At 33.4% G+C, this 17214-nt stretch carries 17 protein-coding genes; 16 read left to right on the forward strand and 1 reads right to left on the reverse strand.

Annotation, left to right across the window (positions count from 1 at the left end; translation table 11 throughout):
- Position 1: 1 nt before the first annotated feature.
- Genes ACOKFD_RS12415 through purD form a run of 15 tightly spaced genes read left to right on the forward strand, consistent with a single transcriptional unit; the run spans position 2 to position 16001 of the window.
- The gene (locus tag ACOKFD_RS12415) at positions 2–295 is read left to right on the forward strand and encodes a hypothetical protein (RefSeq protein ID WP_422858212.1); all 294 of its coding nucleotides are present in this window, start codon (positions 2–4) and stop codon (positions 293–295) included.
- Positions 288–992, forward strand: coding sequence for an SDR family NAD(P)-dependent oxidoreductase (locus tag ACOKFD_RS12420; RefSeq protein WP_422858213.1), 705 nt, complete (start codon positions 288–290; stop codon positions 990–992). Before ACOKFD_RS12415 ends, ACOKFD_RS12420 begins: the two co-directional genes overlap by 8 nt.
- Positions 989–2323: an ANL family adenylate-forming protein gene (locus tag ACOKFD_RS12425; protein ID WP_422858214.1), complete on the forward strand. Its 1335-nt coding sequence runs from the start codon at positions 989–991 to the stop codon at positions 2321–2323. Before ACOKFD_RS12420 ends, ACOKFD_RS12425 begins: the two co-directional genes overlap by 4 nt.
- The gene (locus tag ACOKFD_RS12430; protein WP_422858215.1) at positions 2323–3057 is read left to right on the forward strand and encodes a hypothetical protein; all 735 of its coding nucleotides are present in this window, start codon (positions 2323–2325) and stop codon (positions 3055–3057) included. The genes ACOKFD_RS12425 and ACOKFD_RS12430 overlap by 1 nt, the downstream gene beginning before the upstream one ends.
- Positions 3058–4206 carry a dTDP-4-amino-4,6-dideoxygalactose transaminase gene (rffA, locus tag ACOKFD_RS12435; protein WP_422858216.1) on the forward strand — a complete coding sequence of 383 codons (1149 nt, stop codon included), beginning with the start codon at positions 3058–3060 and terminating at the stop codon, positions 4204–4206. It abuts the gene before it with no gap.
- Positions 4203–5357 carry a TDP-N-acetylfucosamine:lipid II N-acetylfucosaminyltransferase gene (locus tag ACOKFD_RS12440; protein ID WP_422858217.1) on the forward strand — a complete coding sequence of 385 codons (1155 nt, stop codon included), beginning with the start codon at positions 4203–4205 and terminating at the stop codon, positions 5355–5357. Before rffA ends, ACOKFD_RS12440 begins: the two co-directional genes overlap by 4 nt.
- Positions 5347–6651, forward strand: coding sequence for an MOP flippase family protein (locus tag ACOKFD_RS12445; RefSeq protein WP_422858218.1), 1305 nt, complete (start codon positions 5347–5349; stop codon positions 6649–6651). Before ACOKFD_RS12440 ends, ACOKFD_RS12445 begins: the two co-directional genes overlap by 11 nt.
- The gene (locus ACOKFD_RS12450) at positions 6638–7666 is read left to right on the forward strand and encodes a glycosyltransferase family 2 protein (protein ID WP_422858219.1); all 1029 of its coding nucleotides are present in this window, start codon (positions 6638–6640) and stop codon (positions 7664–7666) included. Before ACOKFD_RS12445 ends, ACOKFD_RS12450 begins: the two co-directional genes overlap by 14 nt.
- Positions 7660–8991, forward strand: coding sequence for an O-antigen ligase family protein (locus ACOKFD_RS12455; protein WP_422858220.1), 1332 nt, complete (start codon positions 7660–7662; stop codon positions 8989–8991). The genes ACOKFD_RS12450 and ACOKFD_RS12455 overlap by 7 nt, the downstream gene beginning before the upstream one ends.
- Entirely contained in the window at positions 8966–10045 is a 1080-nt protein-coding gene (locus ACOKFD_RS12460; RefSeq protein ID WP_422858221.1) for a glycosyltransferase family 4 protein, read from the forward strand. Before ACOKFD_RS12455 ends, ACOKFD_RS12460 begins: the two co-directional genes overlap by 26 nt.
- Positions 10026–11195 (forward strand): O-antigen ligase family protein, encoded by a 1170-nt coding sequence (locus ACOKFD_RS12465; protein WP_422858222.1) that lies wholly within the window; start codon positions 10026–10028, stop codon positions 11193–11195. The genes ACOKFD_RS12460 and ACOKFD_RS12465 overlap by 20 nt, the downstream gene beginning before the upstream one ends.
- On the forward strand, positions 11192–12328 hold the full coding sequence (locus ACOKFD_RS12470) for a glycosyltransferase family 4 protein (RefSeq protein WP_422858223.1): 1137 nt from the start codon (positions 11192–11194) through the stop codon (positions 12326–12328). Before ACOKFD_RS12465 ends, ACOKFD_RS12470 begins: the two co-directional genes overlap by 4 nt.
- 25 nt (positions 12329–12353) lie before the next feature.
- Positions 12354–13706, forward strand: coding sequence for an undecaprenyl-phosphate glucose phosphotransferase (locus ACOKFD_RS12475; protein WP_422858224.1), 1353 nt, complete (start codon positions 12354–12356; stop codon positions 13704–13706).
- Positions 13707–13709: 3 nt separating this feature from the next.
- Positions 13710–14687 carry a UDP-glucuronic acid decarboxylase family protein gene (locus tag ACOKFD_RS12480; RefSeq protein ID WP_422858225.1) on the forward strand — a complete coding sequence of 326 codons (978 nt, stop codon included), beginning with the start codon at positions 13710–13712 and terminating at the stop codon, positions 14685–14687.
- A gap of 42 nt (positions 14688–14729) precedes the next feature.
- Positions 14730–16001, forward strand: coding sequence for a phosphoribosylamine--glycine ligase (gene purD / locus ACOKFD_RS12485; protein WP_422858226.1), 1272 nt, complete (start codon positions 14730–14732; stop codon positions 15999–16001).
- On the opposite strand, the gene ACOKFD_RS12490 is transcribed toward purD, so the two are convergent.
- Positions 15996–16217, reverse strand: a complete 222-nt coding sequence (locus ACOKFD_RS12490; protein ID WP_422858227.1) for a DUF6341 family protein — start codon at positions 16215–16217, stop codon at positions 15996–15998. The genes purD and ACOKFD_RS12490 overlap by 6 nt on opposite strands.
- A 39-nt stretch (positions 16218–16256) precedes the next feature.
- On the opposite strand from ACOKFD_RS12490, the gene ACOKFD_RS12495 reads away from it, so the two are divergent.
- Positions 16257–17186, forward strand: a complete 930-nt coding sequence (locus ACOKFD_RS12495; protein ID WP_422858228.1) for a hypothetical protein — start codon at positions 16257–16259, stop codon at positions 17184–17186.
- Positions 17187–17214: the final 28 nt, after the last annotated feature.

Here is a 17214-nt window from a genome sequence, read left to right on the forward strand (position 1 = left end):
CTTGGAAAAAGCAGAAATAACCACATTTTTAGTGAGTTGCTTAAAAGAATTTGTTGACGAAAATGGATTAGAAATAGATTCAATAGATGAAACTACAAGACTAATAGGAGCAAGTTCTTTTTTAGATTCTATGGATTTGGTAAGATTTATTGTGGAAACAGAAGAGAGTGTGAATGACACCTATGATTTAGATATAGAATTGATGGACGAAAAGGCAATGTCCAGAAGAACTAGTCCTTTTATAAATTTAAAGAATTTAGCAGACTATATTATTGAGCAAGAAAAAAATGAATAATAGAAATGAGACTTTGGTTATTACAGGAAATAGGAAGGGAATAGGGCGTTACCTAACAGAAAATTTTCTATCAAAAGGTTATAATGTTGTTGGATGTAGTAGAGGAGAATCTGATTTAAAGCACAATAATTATAAACATTTTATCTGCGATGTTACTGATGAAAAAGCAGTAAGAAGCCTGATTAGGAAAGCAAAAAAAGAATTTGGAAAATTAGATGTATTGTTAAACAATGCTGGAATTGCCTCTCTAAATCATTCCATGCTTACCCCAGGCTCTACAGTAAAGAAAGTCTTTGAGACTAATTTTTACGGAACATTCTTTTTTTGTCGCGAGTTTGCAAAACTGGCAAAAAAAGAGGATGGAGGTAGAATTGTTAATTTCTCAACTGTAGCAGTTCCCATGAACCTCGAAGGTGAGATGATTTATGCATCGAGCAAAGCAGCGATTGAAAAATTGACCAAAATTCTTGCTAAAGAACTCGCCTTTAACAATATAACAGTAAATGCAATAGGACCTACACCTATTGAAACGGACCTTATTAAAGTAGTACCTAAAGAAAAAATAGATGAATTGATAGGCAAGCAAGCATTAAAACGGTTTGGCACTTTTGAAGATATCGAAAATGCAATAAATTTTTTTATTGACAAGAGAAGCTCGTTTATCTCTGGACAAATAATATATCTAGGAGGATTATGATATTGGACACAATTAAGGCTTATGAAGGAAAAGCTATTATTGAAAAAAAAGGAGCCTATACCTATGAAGACCTGAACAATCAGATAGAATACTATGTAGAACAGCTTAAAACAGCTATCCTTAGGAATGAAGTTGTAATAGTAAGTGAAGACTATAGCTTTAGTAGTATAGCCGTAATACTCGCACTTTCCAAGTATCCATGCATAATTGTTCCTTTGGTTTTTACCACAGAAGATGAGTTCACTTTAAAAAAGGAAGCCTGTAATGCAAATAAAATACTTCGGATAAGAGATGACGAAATATTCATTGAGAAAATTCAAAAAGTAGATAATTCAAAAAATTCTGATTACAGTGTTATAACTTCTGAAGGCGAAAGTGGAATAGTTCTTTTTTCTAGTGGCACCACAGGAAAACCAAAAGTTATGGTGCACAACTTCAACAACTTAATAAATAGCTTTAAGGCTCCAAGAAGGCAGAAAACCTTAGTATTTCTGCTTTTTCTAATGTTCGATCATATAGGAGGATTAAATACATTATTAGGGTGCTTGAATACAGGGACCACTATGGTTTTGCCAGAAAATAGAAACCCACTTACTATTGCCAGTTTAATAGAAGAACATAAAGTCCAAGTCCTACCCGCAAGCCCTACATTTTTAAATTTAATGTTAATGACGGAAGGAATACGGGATAAAGATTTGTCCTCCCTGAAAATGGTTACTTATGGAACGGAGAGAATGCCAGAGGCCTTGTTAAATAAGTTAAACGAAAGAATGCCATTTGTTCGGTTCTTACAAACATTTGGCACAAGTGAATCAGGAATAATAAAGACCAAAAGCAAAAATTCGAATAGTCTTTTTTTTAAGATAACAGATGTTAATGTAGAGCACAAAGTAGTTAATGGAGAGTTATACTTAAAAACAAAAACATCGATTAAAGGATATCGAAATTTGAAAAGTAAAAGCTTTTTGGATGATGGATGGTTTGCAACTGGAGATTTAGTGGATGTTGATGAAGAAGGATATATTAAGATTATTGGGAGAATTAACGATGTCATTAATGTTGGTGGTCTAAAAGTTTTTCCGTCAGAGGTTGAAAAGAAAATAAATGAAGTTGAGGGTGTTTTGGATAGTACAGTATATGCAAAGAAAAATGCAATTACAGGTGAAATGGTTTGTGCTAAAGTTCTTATTGATGGTAAGAGTGAGCCTTTAGAAGTCAAAAAACGAATAAAAGTTAACTGTGACAAAAACTTGGAAAAATACAAACGACCGGTAAAGTTAATATTGCTAAATGAGTTTAAATATACCAGCAGATTCAAAAAAACGATGTAGTGATTGATTACCAATTAACCCCTTGGGACACTAAGTCGCTAGGCCTTAAAACCGCAGAATATAAGTTTTTAAAGAACCCTAGTGCTACTATCCAGGAATGGAAAGACGAGATTATTAAATTGGAGGATAGGATTAAATCAGAAAAGGTAAATTTTGTTTTTACTAGAATCAATAGCAATAACAAAAAAGCTAGAGTAGCCCTTCAATCCCAAGGATATTATTTTACTGAGTGTAGTCAAAGGGTTATTATTAGAAATTTAAAAAAATTTAAATCAAAAAAACTCCCCAAAATAACGTTTAAAAATTATATAGAAGAAGATTTAGAGGAGATTAAATTGATTGCTAAAAATTCTTTTGACTTTAGTAGGTTTCATGAAGATATTAGTATTACAGAGAAAAAAGCAAGACTCAGATATTATTATTGGATTGATGACTTAGTAAAACAAAAGACAGATATAAAAGTTGCCAAGGTTGGTAGAAATATAGTTGGATTTTCTGCACAGACAATTAAAAATAAGAAAGAGAATGTTCAATTGCTTCTGGCAGGATGTAAAAAAGGTAAAGAGGTTTTCGCTATGTCTTTGTGGAATGAAATATTGAACTATAATAAAGCCATAAGAACCAATTCAATAGAAGCTATAATTTCTGCTAGCAACATAGGTATTGCTAATCTTTATAGCAATTTTGGATTCAAAATAGAAGAAACCTTTTTTGGGTTTCACAAACATTTATAGATGACCAAACAACAGGAGACGATTCCTTTCAACAAACCCTTTTTAGTAGGAAAGGAAACCAAGTATATTGAAGATGCTGTAGGTACTGGAAAAATCTCTGGCAACGGAGATTTCACAAAAAAATGTCAAGATTTTTTTGAAACCAGATTTGGTTTCAAAAAAGCACTACTTACAACCTCTTGCACCGATGCTCTAGAAATGGCTTCTATGTTATTGAATGTTGGGCCTGGAGATGAGGTTATCGTTCCATCTTACACTTTTGTATCTTCTGCTCTGGCCTTTGTAAGACAAGGGGCAAAAATAGTCTTCGCTGATAGTAGAAAAGACCATCCAGGAATCGATGAGCTAAAAGTAGAAGAGTTGATTACTCCCAGAACCAAGGCTATTGTTGTAGTCCACTATGCAGGTGTAGCCTGTGACATGAACATCATAATGGATTTGGCCAGAAAATACAAGATATACGTAGTCGAAGACGCGGCACAAGCTGTAGATTCATACTTTAATGGGAAACCCTTAGGAAGTATTGGCCACTTAGGCGCTTTTTCATTTCATGAAACCAAGAATATTATTGCCGGAGAAGGAGGCCTTTTGACTATTAATGATACAAGATTTATAGACAGAGCTGAAATTATTTGGGAAAAAGGAACAAATAGATCTGCTTTTTTTAAGGGAGAAATTGATAAATACGGATGGGTAGATACTGGGTCCTCCTTTTTACCTTCAGAGTTAATAGCCGCATTTTTGTTTGCTCAGTTAGAGCAATTGGAGTTTATTCAAAAGAAACGAAAGGCGATTTGGATGACATATTTTGATGAATTAAAATGTCTCCAAGAAGAAGGAAGTCTCAAACTACCTGCAATCCCTGAGTATGCAACAAACAATGCGCATATGTTCTATGTCATTCTTGGTAGTTTAGAGCAGAGAGATAGTTTTTTGAGGTTTTTAAAAAAGAATAAAATTCACGCTGTTTTTCACTATTTGTCTTTGCATAAAAGTTCTTTTCATACCAAAAAATTAACACAAAACCCACCGGAACTCCCATATTCTGACAAATATTCAGATTGTTTGGTGAGGCTCCCTTTCTTTTTTGAAATGGAACAGGGACAAGTAAAAAAAATATGTGATACGATAAAGGGGTTTTACAAATGAAAGTATTGCATTTATCTCGTGATGAAAAATTTATTGACAGTGTTATTTTTCAATTTGAAAATTGTTTTCCAAAAAAAAATGATTATCTAATTTTTCTGTCTGAAGGACAACACAGCAAAAATCCTAAATATGTCAAAACAAAATCAGAAGCCGTTAAAATTATCGAAACCAATGATTTTGAGATTAACAGAATAAAAAGGATGCAGTATGAATATGATTTCATATGCTTTCATGGTATTGAGTATTTTGCAGCTAGAACCATTCTCGCTCTTGATGAAAAAATAAAGATTATATGGTTTCTATTTGGTTACGAAGTCCATAATAATCCGAGAATCGTTAACAAACAAAATAACTATGCTAGTTTAACACTTAAATATTATAAAAAACAGAATTGGTTTAAGGAATTAATCCGTCCGATTTACTACCTATTCAGGAGTAATAATAGAGAGCCATTCTTCTTAGTAAAGAAGGCAATTGAACGTTGTAACTATTGTGGAATACTTTATAAAGAGGAGTTTCATGATGTAAAAGAAAAGGTAGGGTTGGATAATATTGAATTTTTAAAATTTTCGTATTACCCAATAGAATATATAGTGGACGAGGATTTGAAGGTTAGGGGCAGTAACATCTTAATTGGAAATTCTGCGACGGCAACAAACAATCATTTAGATGTTTTTGAGAAAATCAAACATATCGATTTGAAAGATAGCAAATTGATAGTTCCTTTAAGTTATGGCACAAAATCATATGGTGATTTTATAGATGAAAGAGGGAAAGAGATTTTTAAAAATTCATTTTATCCATTATTGGATTTTATGCCATTAAAGGACTACACCAATCTGATAAGTTCATGTAAGATTGTAATCATGGCAAATTATAGACAACAAGCAGTTGGTAATGTTTTGGCCATGTTATATATGGGAGCAAAAGTATATTTAAGTAAAAGTAATACACTGTTTTCTTACCTGAAAAGAATAGGCATTTCGGTATTTTCAATAGAGGATGACTTACGTAAAGACAATAATAATGTTTTCAAAGGCTTATCTGATACCGAAATAATAAATAATAGACAGGTTTTGAGAGAAGAAGTTGGACAAGTGAAATTAGCAAAAGAGTTGCAAACTTTTTTCTCACCAAAAAATGAACCTTAGAAAAACTGTATTAAAAGGTATTAAATGGACTACACTAAGCACAATTATTATTGCGCTATGTGCATTGTTTAAAATATCATTTTTAACACGTTTTCTTGACAAAAATGACTTTGGTTCCATTGCCCTGTTGATGTTCTTTTTGACCTTTTCTGAGCTTTTTAATGATATGGGGCTTACCAGTGCAATTTTGTATAAACGAGAAATAACCAAAAATGAGTATTCAAGTTTGTACTGGCTTAATTTGTCTGTAAGTATCGTTTTGTATTTAGCGTTATTGGCTTTTTCTCCCTTTTTGTCTAACTTTTACAATCAGTCATCTCTAACTAGTTATATCTCTATCATTGGCCTAAGTATTATTTTTTCTGGGTTTGGAAGGCAATTTAAAGTGGTTGAGCAAAAGTATTTTTTTTTTAAAACGATTAGTTTAATAGAAACATTTGGAGCAGTAATATCACTCTTAAGTGCAGTATTATTTGCTTATTTAAATTATGGAATCTATGCGCTAATATATTCTTATATATTACAATACTTTTTTGTCAATGTTTTTTTTGTGCTTTTCGGCTTAAAGAAACATAAGATTCACCTGTATTTTAGGTTTAAAGAAACAATTCCTTTTTTGAAAATAGGTATTTATCAAGTAGGTGGTCAAATAGTAAACTATTTTAATAGAGATTTAGATATTCTAATAATAGGGAAGTGTTTCGGGGCAGATATATTGGGAGGTTATAGTTTGGCCAAACAGTTGGTTTATAAACCGGCTCAAATTATTAATCCCATAATTACCAAAGTAGCGTCTCCCTCGTTGGCACTATTTCAAAATAGCAAACTGGAATTGAAAAAGCAGTATTTAAAATTGGTAAACATAGTTTTTGTTATCAATCTATTGGCATATTCAGGTGTTTTCGTTTTTTCACCTTTCTTAGTTAAGTTTTTATACGGGAGTGACTATTTGGAAGTGGTAACCATAATAAGGGTCTTATGTTTTTATATGCTTCTTAGGGCTATCGGTAACCCTGTAGGGAGTTTGGTCATAGCAACTGGAAAAACCAATCTTGAATTTTTCTGGAACCTCATTGTCTTGGTGGTAATTCCGATTTTTATTATTGCAGGTGTTAATTACGGCATTTATCAGACAACTATTTTTATGACAATGTCAATGGTTTTTCTTTTTTGGCCATCTTGGTACTTTCTAATCAGGAAAATGACAGGTGCTTCTTTGAAGGAGTATTTAACGGTCTTAAATCCGTTAGGGGTATTTCCCTTGTTACTTACAATAAAAAATGTTAAGGACTAAAGGCTTGAAAATAGACGTTTCAATAATTATACCTGTTTACAACTCTTCCCAAACTGTATCGAAGACAATACACTCGGTTATTAATCAGACACACAGAAATTATGAATGTATAATAGTTGATGATGGCTCTGATGATGGCACTTATGAAATGGCTTTGCAAATAACAAAAGAAGATAAGAGATTTAAAGTATTTAAGAGAGAAAATCAAAAAAATAATGGTGGAAGTGTCTGTCGAAATGAAGGTTTGAAAATCTCTACAGGAAGATACATTATATTTCTTGATTCAGATGATTTACTTGCCCCTGATTGTTTATCTATTAGATTGGGCAAAATGATTCAAAACAAGCAAATTAATATAGGTATTTTCAACACGGCTATTATTGGAAAAAGAAGCATGCTTTTTACAAGGTTTACTAAAAATCCATTGGCAGGTTTTTTAATGGGGAATTATCCATGGCATACAATGAGTCCGATTTGGGAAAGAAATTTCCTTGTGAATAACCTGGGGGGGTTCAACGAGGGTTTTCCAAGACTTCAAGACATTGAAATTCATACAAGAGCGTTATTGGATACTTCAGTTAATTTTAAGTTTTTCCCATTTTCAAAGGTAGATTCGTATTACATAATTGGAAAAACCACAAAAAATGACGAAAACAAAAAAAAGCGTCAAATCATAGGATATCTAGAATTTTTAGATCAAACCCTGAAAATAATAGGATCGGATAAAACTAAAAGAAAGCATTTAACCAAAACTTTTTTTCTATTAATAGACGCAATTGATACTATAGATTTAAATCCAAAAATTGATTCCAGGGTCAATAGCATATGTCAAAAACTAGAAATCAGTAAATTTGATTTAAAGAGGATTACTTTGTTTAGATATATGATGGTCAAAATGCCTAAGTACCATATCTTTTGGAGAGAATTGTTTTTTTTTAATATTTACAGAGTACTTTTTTTTTCACAAAAAATATTGTTCAGCGGATATCATAAGTTTAAGCATGTGGGATGGTGATAAGAATTACTTCAAAATGGGTTCAACATAAAATTTTTTGGGCACTACTGATATTACCATTGTCCTTCAAAATACAAGTATTGCCGGGTGTATTGCTTCTTCCACAGGAGTTTTTTTTGCCAATACTTATTTTATTTTATTTCTTGCTGAAGAAAAAGATTCCTCTTAGACTTCCAAAATCCGTTGAGCCATATTTAAGTTTATTAGGTGCAGTAATAATTATTGTTATTTCTACCCTTTTTTCTTTTATCAATGCTTTAGACCCAATAGGTCTATTAAAGGCATTGAAATACGGTCTTTATATCTTTTCTTTACTTCTGTTGTTCGATTACTATGATGAGAAATTTTTAAGGAGATTGAATATTGTTGGTATTTGTACAATTCTCTTGACTCTATTTATTTTTATTTCGAGTAAGCAATCATCTGGCCTTAGTTGGAATAGCTTTATAAGAGCAGCTACTTGGATTGCTGAATATATGCCAACAGGTTTCTCAAATAGGGTTTGGAACATTTCTGAATTTGTTTTTACCATAGGATCTAATAATCACGGCATTTATGGCAGTTATTTGGTTTTGCTTTTAATTCTCAATATATCTAATTTGATAAATGAAAAAAGATTTGCCATAACATCAAAATTGGTTATAGTGCTAAGCTTAATTAACATACTACTTCTCACTTCCAGAGAAACATTTTTATTACTATTTGTTGTTTTTATTTCTTATTTCTTTGTTAAGATTATCACTAAAATAAACATAAAAAGAGCGTTTAATTTCTTTACTATTTTATGCCTAGTACTTTTAATTGCCATACCAATTATGGTTTATTTTGAAGTTGAACTGTCTATTTTTGGAAAAATTGAAAATACAATAAATGGACTCAAAGCAGGTGGAGATGGCAGTATAAGTGCAAGATTCAAAACTTGGAGGATTATATTAAACTTGTTTTTAAGCGTACCTTGGCTTTTACTACTAGGGACAGGATATAATCCCACTTTTTTTGAAAATAAAATCAGAGAGTATTCCTATGTTGTTGAAGGCAACTATGCCATTGTCCCCGAGAATTTGTTTCTGATGTTCCTAAGCTATGGAGGTATTATTGCGCTTGTTCTATTGCTTTACTTTTTTTTTAAGCTATATTTTGAGTTCCGCAAGATGCAAAATATGTCTGAGGCTAATTTAATACCATTTTTGATAATAGGTCTTTTCATCACAAATAATACAGGGGGTAGTATGATTGCAGATTTGTTTATGGTTCAACTGGGATTAGTATATTTTTACTTAATGAATAAAAAGAAAATGCTTGGAGAACATACTTTTAATAACTAGCAGGTCTGATATTGGGGGCGGTCCAGTACACCTAAACTACTTGATTAATAAACTGGATAGAACAAAATACCGCATATTTCTGGCATGTCCGTTTCAAGATGATTTTTTTTTGAAGTGGTCTAAAAACCAATTTATAGTATCAATGCTTGAATTACCTCATAGGAAAATCAATATTGTTTCGATTCTAAAGCTCAATAATTTTATTCGGAAAAACAAAATCGTCCTTGTTCACTCTCATGGAAAGGGAGCTGGTATATATTCAAGGATTTGCAAATTTTTTAACAAAAAGGTTAAGGTCATTCATACCTTTCATGGTATAAGTAACATAATATTAAACCAAACCATAAAAGGTAGGATACGGAATGTTTACTCAGAAATTTTGCTTTCTAAGTATACAGATTATTTTATTGCAGTATCTAAAGGTGAAAGTTCTCTCGCCAAAACAACATTTAAGATTGGGGAAAACAATATGATTACGATTTATAATGGGGTAGAGAAACCTGCTGTTAATAATAATGAGAAGAATAATCATCCTTTAATTATATCTGTCGTGCGTTTTTCTCCAGAAAAAAATATGGAACTTTCATTTGAAATTGCAAAGGAACTAACTCATTTTAGGTTCTTATGGATTGGAGAAGGCGAAACAAAAAAATTATTAGAGGAAAAGTCCAGAATACAAAATGTAAAGAACATAGATTTCTTGGACTTTAGGGAGCACCCTTTCAAAGAAATTGACAGTAATAAGGTAGTCTTTTTATCGACATCAAGAGGTGAAGGCCTGCCTATGGCCTTAATTGAAGCTTTATCTATTGGGTTGCCCGTAGTAGCTACGGATGTTATTGGAAATAACGAAGTGGTTATAGATGGATATAATGGATTTTTGTTTAATCCAGCAAATTTGAATAAAATATATCAATTGTTAAAAAGGATTTTCCACGAAGAAGACCTTTATCAAAGACTGAGATCAAACGCGCTCATGGATTATGGAAATAGATTTTTTATTGATAAAATGATAGGTAAAACAGAAAAATTATATGATCAAATCATTGGTTAAAAAAACCTGGGAGTTTAGGGTTTTGGTATTTTTTTCTTTAGCAATGGCCTTATTGTTATTAAACAATATTGTATCTACTTTGGCATTGTTCATACTAGTTTTCTTTTTGATGGTCAATAAGTCTTTTCACTTTACTAAATCTAAACTACCATGGTTTACTATTATTTTTTTTTCATATGTTCTAGCAAGAGAGTTATGCGCCATGGGCATACAAAATAACATTTCAGAAATCATAAGACTTTTGCCCATATTAATAGTGCCGTTTTCAATACTAGATTATTCATTTAATGAAAAGGAAACTGTCTATATTCCCAGGATAATCATTTTGGTAAATTTCATATTGTATCTAATTGCACTTTTTTTTGGATTTCTAATTTTTTTGGATTTCCATACATCAAACAACCCTCTTGTTTTCAATTTGAGTCATTATCAGTGGTTAATTCCAATAAAAATGGGATTTCACCCACCTTTTTGGGGTCTTTACATAGTGTTAAGCACACTTTTTATTTCTGTCAATGATAATGTTACTTTAGAAATCAAAAAACTTTTTATTTGTGTTTCCTTTGTTTTTTTGATTTTTTTAGCCTCGAGAACAGCTTTAATTATATTCATTATTTCACATATAATAGTTCTTTTAAGAAGTTATAGAAAGAGAATAAATTTAAAACAAATATTGACATTGCTAGTTTTGACTGTCTGTTCCGCTTTCTTGGTTAAATCATCGGACTATTTAACATCAAAAATCTACAATAAACATGGTTTCTCGGACAGGAAACTTTTGTGGGAAACAGGCGTTGATTTATTGGTCGAAAATCCAATTTTTGGAGTCTCATTTTCTAAGTATGAGTCATCAATGGAAAAGAAGTTCGCATTGAAAAATGTTAGTAGACAAAATTATGACCCTCATAATTTGTTTATTTACTTTGGTGGAAGTATTGGGTTAATTGGATTGTTATTGTTTTTATTCATTTTTCTTTTTGATACTAAGTATAAATTAAATAGTATATATCTCGTGTTTATTGTTGTTTTCATCTTATCAATATCTACAGAAACTATATTTAATAGGCAAATGGGTGTTGCTATATACTCTATCTATCTTGGCTTATTTAAGAAAAGATATCTTTATAAAAAACAGGGGCTGACACAATGAAGAAAGCATTGGTTCATGACTGGTATTACGTGAATGGAGGGGCTGAAAAAGTAGTTAAGTCATTAAATTCTATTTGGAGCGATTTTGACCATTTTGCCCTTGTTGATTTTTTAACAGACGAGGATAGACAATATCTTTTGAATGGTGATAGGGTAAATACTAGCTTTATACAAAAACTACCAACATCAAGAAAGGGACATCAAAAATTTCTTCAACTTTTTCCCTATGCTATAGAGCAATTTGATTTATCGGAATACGATTTAGTTTTAAGTTCTTCCGCTTCTGTTGCAAAAGGGGTGTTAACAAATCATCAACAGTTACATATCTGTTATTGCCATTCCCCAATGCGATATGCATGGGATTTGTATCATCAGTACTTGGAGGATTCAGGATTGAGGAATGGAATAAAGGGGCTATATGCAAAATATGTACTACACAAAATCAGGAATTGGGATTATTCCAGTTCAAATAGGGTTGATTTATTCATTGCAAATTCTGAATATGTAGCCAGTAGAATACGAAAAACGTACAATAGAGAAGCATGTGTAATATATCCTCCAGTAGACACAAAAAACTTTTCATTAGAAAAAAATAAGGATGAGTACTTTTTTACTGCCTCAAGACTAGTTCCTTACAAAAAGACTGAAATCATTATCAAAGCATTTAATCAAATGCCAGAGAAAAAATTACTGGTTGCTGGTTATGGGCCGGATTATAAACGATTAAAGAAATTAGCAAAGAGTAATGTTAAACTTTTGGGTTTTATATCAGATGATTATATGAAGGACTGCCTTCAAAAGGCCAAGGCTTTTGTTTATGCGGCGGAAGAAGACTTTGGTATAGTCCCTGTTGAAGCACAAGCTTGTGGCACACCTGTAATTTGTTTTTCGAAAGGAGGGCTTATGGAAACAGTCATCAATAATGAAACAGGGTTATATTTCCATGAACAATCAACAAAGGCAATTATTAAGGCTGTTGAAAATTTTGAGCAAATTCGATTTGATGCAGAAATAATAAGAAAGAACTCTCAAAGGTTTGGAGTTGAGCGCTTTGAAAACGAAATAAAGGAGTATGTCGAAAGTAAATTTGAAGTTTTTAGAAGTAAAAAACACGTCGATAATCAAAATTTTTAGAAAAAGAATAGGAACTTGGTAAAAAATGTTTTTCAAACAACATAGATATTCAAACTTAATCACTCCGATTTCTTATGTGATTGATTTATTAATAATCAATTCGTTTGCGAACATACTTCCTATAAACTTTCAAACACCTCTACTTTTTCATGCTTATATTTCATTGGGATGGATTATAATATCTGTTAGAAACGAATTTTACAAGGTTTATCGATATGCCAAAGTAGCCTATCTACTAAGACTCCTTTTTAGGCAATTTGTTTTCTTTTTCCTAATACTCTATGCATTCATTGGGTTTTTCAAACAACCCGTTATTAGTCGTTTGGCTCTTGGACAATATTTTATTTACGTTTTTTTGGTCGTCTCGATAATCAAGTTTTTGAACTATGTGCTTTTATTGGAGTACAGGGAAAAAGTGAAGGGAAACCTCAGGAACGTTGTAATTATTGGGAAGAATAAAAAAACAGACCAATTAAAAGAAGTCTTTAGAGAAAGAACACAGTACGGTTATAATTTTTTGAGCCAGTTTAGTACACAAGAAGAAGACTTTAGTTTGGACCATTGTTTTGATTTTATAAATGACAAAAAGGTTGATGAAATATATTGTTCAGTATCTGAATTGACCAATCAACAGTTAACAAAGTTTATCAATTTTGCCGACAACAATCTTGTCACCCTTAAATTCATTCCGGACAATAAGAATATCTTCTCCAAAAAGCTAAAGTTTGAATATTATGATTACATTCCGGTTTTATCACTTCGCGACATTCCGCTTCATAGTCCAATAAATTCTTTTTTGAAAAGAAGTTTCGATTTGGCTTTTTCAATTATTGTTATTTTTGGAATTCTTTCATGGTTAACCCCGCTCCTTGCCATATTGATTACTTTGGAATCAAAAGGGCCTGTTTTTTTTAGGCAAACAAGAAACGGCATAGACAACAGAGAGTTCTATTGTTACAAATTTAGATCTATGGCCCCAAATCAAGATGCGGACAGTTTCCAAGCCACTAAAAATGATATGAGGGTCACTAAGGTTGGTAAGTTTATTAGAGCAACTAGTATTGATGAATTACCTCAGTTCTACAATGTGTTCTTCGGAACTATGTCTGTTGTAGGTCCAAGACCTCATATGGTGAAGCATACCAATGAATATTCCGATAGAGTAGATAAGTATATGGTAAGGCACTTCGTAAAACCTGGCATTACCGGTTTGGCTCAAGTTCGCGGGTATAGAGGTGAAATTGAAAATGACACAGATATTCAAAACAGGATTAAGTTTGACGTTTTCTATATTGAAAACTGGTCTATGTTCCTAGATATTAAGATAATAGTCCAAACTGTTATTAACGCATTTAAAGGGGAGGCTAAGGCTTATTGATTTATGAAAAAAACCCTAATCACAGGAGCTGCAGGTTTCCTAGGATCCCACCTTTGTGACCGTTTCATAGCCGAAGGGCACCATGTCATCGGCATGGATAACCTGATAACAGGTGATCTCAAGAATATTGAACATCTATTTCCCCTGAAAAATTTTGAGTTCCATCACCATGATGTATCCACTTTTGTACATGTGGGCGGAGATTTGGATTACATTCTGCACTTCGCTTCTCCCGCCAGCCCAATAGACTATTTAAAGATTCCAATTGAAACTCTAAAGGTGGGTTCTTTAGGAACGCTCAATTTATTGGGGTTGGCAAAAAACAAGAACGCAAGAATATTAGTGGCATCTACCTCCGAAGTATATGGTGACCCATTGGTTCACCCACAGAATGAGGAGTATTATGGCAACGTAAGCCCAATCGGGCCGAGAGGCGTGTATGATGAGGCCAAACGCTTTATGGAGTCCATAACCATGGCCTATCATCGCCATCATGGCTTGGACACACGCATTGTTCGTATTTTTAATACCTATGGTTCCCGTATGAGATTGAACGATGGCCGTGTGGTGCCTGCTTTTATAGGTCAAGCACTAAGAGGTCAAGATTTAACGGTTTTTGGTGATGGATCACAGACACGTTCCTTTACCTACATAGATGATCAAGTGGAAGGAATTTATCGTTTGCTCATGAGTGATTATGTAGAGCCAATCAACATAGGAAATCCTGACGAGACAACAATTCTGGAGTTTGCGGAAGAAATTATAAGACTAACGGGAACAGATCAAAAAATTATATTCAAACCGCTTCCTCAAGATGATCCTCTCCAAAGGCAGCCCGATATTTCTCGCGCGAAGGAAATTCTCGATTGGGAACCTCGAGTTACTCGCTCTGAAGGGTTGAAAAATGTATATGAGTATTTCAAATCCTTATCGGAGGAAGAACTTTGGAAAGCACACCGGGATTTTTCCAACAATAAATAGGGAAGTTCACTCCAAAGCGTATTTTTGCCAAAAATACTTTTGATGAACATCTTAGTCCTTGGTTCTGGTGGGCGCGAACACACCATAGCCCACAAAATTTCCCAAAGCCCATTGCTCACATCACTTTTTGTCGCTCCAGGGAATGCGGGCACTGCTCAAATTGCAAACAATATTGCCATTGGAGTCAATGATTTTGAGGGGATTAAATTACTTGTTCTTAAAGAACAAATTGAGTTGGTGGTAGTAGGCCCAGAAGACCCCTTGGTGAATGGAGTTCACGATTTCTTTTTAGGTGATGATGAAATAGCCCATATAAAAGTAATTGGGCCGCAAAAAGCAGCAGCTGAGCTGGAAGGCAGTAAAGAATTCGCCAAGAAGTTCATGATGAGGCATAATATACCAACAGCTGCTTATGAAAGCTTTTCTTCAGATAACCTTCAAGAAGGATTTAAATTTTTGGAATCGCTTAACCCGCCTTACGTTTTAAAAGCAGATGGATTGGCCGCAGGAAAGGGTGTTTTGATTCTTCATGATTTGGAAGAGGCAAGAAGGGAGCTTAAATCCATGTTGATGGATGCTAAATTTGGGTCTGCAAGCAGTACGGTTGTGATTGAAGAATTCTTGGACGGAATTGAATTGAGTTGTTTTGTACTTACCGATGGTGAAAACTATAAAATACTTCCTACGGCAAAGGACTATAAGCGGATTGGTGAAGGCGATACCGGTCTGAACACTGGTGGTATGGGCGCCATTTCCCCTGTTCCTTTTGTAGACGAAGTGTTTATGAAGAAAATAGAAGAGCAAATCGTTAAACCAACCATAAACGGTCTAAAAAAGGATAACCTACCCTATGTGGGATTCATCTTTATTGGGCTGATAAAAGTAGGAGGTGAACCTAAGGTAATTGAATACAATGTTCGGATGGGAGACCCTGAGACCGAAGTGGTCATTCCAAGAATAAAAAATGACTTTGTCGAATTGCTTCAGGCAACAGCTGCTGGAAAACTTGATGAGGTTGAATTGGAATTAGACCAAAGAAGCGCCACAACTGTGATGGCAGTTTCAGGCGGTTATCCTGAAGCTTATGAAAAGGGAAAGATAATCACCGGAATTGAAAAAGTAGAAAATGCAACGGTATTCCATGCCGGTACCACAATAAAGAATGGAAATATAGTAACTAGTGGGGGGCGGGTAATTGCAATCACATCCTTGGGCAAGGATTATAAGGAAGCTCTAAACAATTCATATCAAAATATGGAGAAGCTCCATTTTGATGGAATCTATTTTAGAAAAGACTTGGGATTTGACCTATAGGTAAGAATGTGAGCTTATACTCTTATCTTCTTCACCATTTGCATTGAATATGTTCAGCTGTTGCATCCAATAAATCATGGCTACAAATCCAATAATGGAAAAAATCCAGTTAATTGAATTGGCACCCCACCAGCTATCCATGAATCGGAAGAAGTCATAAGGGGCAAACAGTACATTTACGAATAAGTCCTCAATGCCGTAAAAAAAATTGCTCATGTTGGCTATATTTACCTTGCAAAAATAGCAAAACCCGAAATGATTTCAAGTTTTTTTAGCAAAACAAAACCCATAAACTATGTGGTTCTGTCTATTTTCTTGGTTTTGTTCTTTGTATTGTACGGCTTTTATGGACCAGGCATACCCGTATTTAGCGAAAACTATCCGTTAGACCTCTTAGTCCTTTCAGCATTAGTAATTGAAATGTTGATAATCAACGAGATTGTCCGTAGAGAAAAAGTAACAGGGTTCAGTTCTTTTGCCATGCTTTTTTTTGTATTGCTGATGGTTATTTTTCCTGAAAGCATGACAGATACCAATGTAGTGTTTTGTAATTTTTTTGTATTGCTGGCACTTTGGCGGTTGTTGGCCATAAAAACCATAAAGAATGTAAAGCACAAAATCTTTGATGCTTCTTTTTTTATTGGCGTAGCCAGTTTGTTTGTTGATTGGTCACTACTCTTCCTTACCCTTGTGTTTTTGGTGATTAACCTTTACGATCGCACTAGTTTTAAAAATTGGTTTATCCCTTTCATTGCCATTATTACACTAGGCCTATTGGTTTTCACATCATTTCATCTTTATGACAACCTTTTGTTCTTAAAAGACCATTATCGGTTTCAGCTGAATTTTTTGGACAAGGATTTTACAAGATTCGAAATGATAAAATCCATGGTTTATGTTTTTGTTTCGCTTGTGGTAATGTCCCTTGTGTTTTTGAAGTTAAGACAAAGAGGAAGTGGAAAGCTATTGGCGCTTAGAATACTTTTCTTTTCCTTTTTGCTTTCTTTCTTAGTATTGTTTGTAAGTGTAATTGGAGAAAGGGCTGCACTTCTTGGGTTTTTCCCGGTTTCCGTGTTTATAACAAATTATCTAGAGACCTTTGAGCAAAACAGATATAAGGAAGTGGCCATTGTCATTTTATTGTTCGTTCCTTTTTTCATTCTTGGAGTTCAGTTGAGTTCGTAAATCTGAAAGCAATATCTTTGTGAAAAGA

Source organism: Flagellimonas ulvae (genome assembly GCF_049333175.1).
In the GTDB taxonomy this organism is placed as follows: Bacteria; Bacteroidota; Bacteroidia; order Flavobacteriales; family Flavobacteriaceae; genus Flagellimonas.